This window comes from Mesorhizobium sp. P3_A9, assembly GCF_056402975.1.
The window spans coordinates 1-2,667 of record NZ_JBFUGJ010000550.1 but is presented as its reverse complement, the minus strand read 5'-3'; the positions used below and the strand labels follow the sequence as shown (position 1 = coordinate 2,667).

Annotated in this window: 2 protein-coding genes; both read right to left on the bottom strand. The window is 59.7% G+C overall.

From position 1 onward, the window contains the following. Nucleotides 1-58 precede the first annotated feature (58 nt). Nucleotides 59-1,204: a hypothetical protein gene (locus tag AC1DX0_RS34300; RefSeq protein WP_477358793.1), complete on the bottom strand. Its 1,146-nt coding sequence runs from the start codon at nt 1,202-1,204 to the stop codon at nt 59-61. Between the two features lie 40 nt (nt 1,205-1,244). Then, nucleotides 1,245-2,333, bottom strand: coding sequence for a hypothetical protein (locus tag AC1DX0_RS34295; RefSeq protein ID WP_477219814.1), 1,089 nt, complete (start codon nt 2,331-2,333; stop codon nt 1,245-1,247). Nucleotides 2,334-2,667 lie beyond the last annotated feature (334 nt).

Here is a 2,667-nt window from a genome sequence, read left to right as displayed (position 1 = left end):
CTGCTTCCGGGATGGTGGTCAGGCCGGTGTCCATGAAGTGTGCTCCGTGGTGTGACGGTCAGACGTCTGAGATGACCTGTCCGTTGGACAGGATATGAACCTTGTAGCCGCCAAAAATCTTCTGTGCTTCGCCGGCGGCGTAGAGCGCCTGGTAGGCCTCGTGCGGGATCAGCGCGTGGTTYTCGTAGCTMGASACRCCCTGGCGCGCGGCTTCCAGATCRTCGGTGTTGATGAAGAAYTCCTGCGTCGTCTTCTCGCTTGAGAACAGSCCYTTGCGGCCGGGCTTYTCGCCCTTSGAATAGACYTCCTGGATGGTCCAGGTCAAAAGCCAGGCGTTTTCAGGCTTGCGTACCTTGGCCAGCACCTCGGTCACCGTCGAATTGTTGTCGGTAATGCCGGCCGAGTAGAAAGGGCCRAGCACGACGCGGCGCAGYTGCTTGGGRTGCAGCGGCTCGAAATCCTTGTCGAGRTTGACSGCGATGGTCGCCGGCGACAGCGTGTAGGCGGAGTTCTTCTCGGTGAAATCGTCGAARCGATGGGCRAGCTCGGGGTTGAGCARGCCRTCGACSGGCAGCGGAATGTCGACCTTGTCGTTGAGCTTGCCGTTGCTGTCGACGAGCTGGCGGATCATGCYTTCSGAGGAATCCTCCACCGTCACCATGTAGACCAGGGGCAGGTTGGCGCTGCCGTCGAAGGTCGCCCAATGGACGAGATAATACGGCCGCGCCGTCTTCGGGTTGACTGAGACCTTGGCGGTCTGCGCCAGCGTGAACGGCCCGAAAGTCTGCTCGCTCTTGACGTCCTCGAGGTAGAGCCGCTCGGCCATCGATTTCTGCAGCGCCTCGGGGAATTCCTTGTGGCGCAGGATGAAGTCGGCCATCTCCTCGCGCAACTCGCCGGCCAGCGGGATGTTGGCGAGCCGGCTGTCTGCCTGGCGGCGATCGTTTTCCAGCTCGAGCAGGTTCTGGAAGACAGGAAAACCGCTTTCGGCGCGCGAAATGCGGAACGTGTCCATGAAGCCCAGCCGGTTGCGCCAGCAAGAGAAGGACTTGTCGAGCCGGGCGATGTATTCGGCAACGATCTTGGCGACGATGCCGTGCCGGTAGAGCGGCGAGCGGTCGTCGCGCATGAACACTTCAAGGCCGCTGAGCGCGGCCGTTATTGCCGAGAAATACCGCGCCGCCGCGTCGTTTTCGGGGGTCATGCTGTCAGCCCTGGGATTGTCGCACCGGTGCGCGCGGCAATTATGACTGCACGTAGTTGGCCGAATTGTGCTTCTTCAGCACCTCGTCGAAGCGGCGCGCGAAGGCATCGTCGGCGAGCTTCTTGCGGCGCTGGATATCGGCGCTGGCAACCATGTTCTTCTCGTGCATTTCGAGCAGGTCGCCAATATGCTTCTGCGAAGCCGCACCGATGCCGGCCATGGTYTCTTCSGCSGTGTTGTCGACCTGGCTGCCCAGCGTGTTGATCTTGTGGGCGACGTCCTGCTGGGCSGCGGTCTTCAGCGAATCTTCCAACGCCTTGTAGAGCACGATGCGCTGCTCGGTATCGATGGTCAGCTTGTTGATCAGCGTCGCCTGCGCGGCGATCTGGTTGTTGAGCGAATCGACGAAGGTCTGGAACATCGAGGTGTAGCGCTCCAGCGTCTGGCTTTCGGCCAGCAATTCCTGCTCCTTGGCCTGCTTTTCGTTGTATTCGGTCGCCAGCACCGAGCGTTCGCCTTCGAGCTGCGTGCGGTCCTTCTGGTTGGTCGAGGCAGCGATCTTGTTTTCGATGTCGAGCAGCATCGGGTTGAGTTCCTCGATGCGCTTCTGCACGGCTTCGAGGTTGGTCATGGTGGTCTTGCGGCGCTCGATGACCTGCGACAGGCTAGCCTCTGAGGTCTTGTAGCGCTGGTCGAGCACCTCTTTCTGCGCCTTCAGGATGCCGACGATGGTGTCAGACTTGGCCAACAATTCCTGCAGATTGCCGGCCAGCGACATGTTGCGGACACGGTCGGTGCGCAGGCGTTGCTTGCGCTGGCTGGAGAAGATGCCGACGAAATTTTCCCAGCCGGAATAGTTCTTCATGCTCTCGAATTCGGCGCCGAAGACGTTGGTGGCGTCCTCAAGGCCGATGATCAGGTCGGCGATGTTGCCTTCCATCACCTTCTGCTGCTTCAGCACATCCTCGATGCGGGCRTTYTCGATGTCGAAATTGGCGTCGCCGATCTTCTTGTCSGCKGTGGCSAGCGTATCAAGCACGGTGCCGGACTGCTCGATCTTGGTGCGCATGTCCTGGACGACCTGCTTGGTCTTGGCAATTTCGGCATCGAAATTCTGCAATGTCGCCATAGGGGCCTCCCGCTTCGGCTTCCGGTCGCTGGTTGCGAACAGCGGCGAATATATGTGGGGCATCCGGGGATTGAAAGACGTGAAGATAGAGGCGGTGTGAAAACAAAAGAATCCGCCAAGGCCTTGAAAGACAATGAAGGTGGGGTCATGACGTGATTAGCCAGCCGGCCTGGTCTAGTTCAACTGTCATTGAACTTTCATGCCGCCAAAGCAATCGGCCGCCGCCAGCGCTGATATGCTGAATTCAGCAGGGAATTGAACCGGTTGCAGGCAAACAAATCAGGTGAAGCGGGTGCCGTGCTGCGCGCTCAGGGCTTCGGATCAGCCTTCAGAT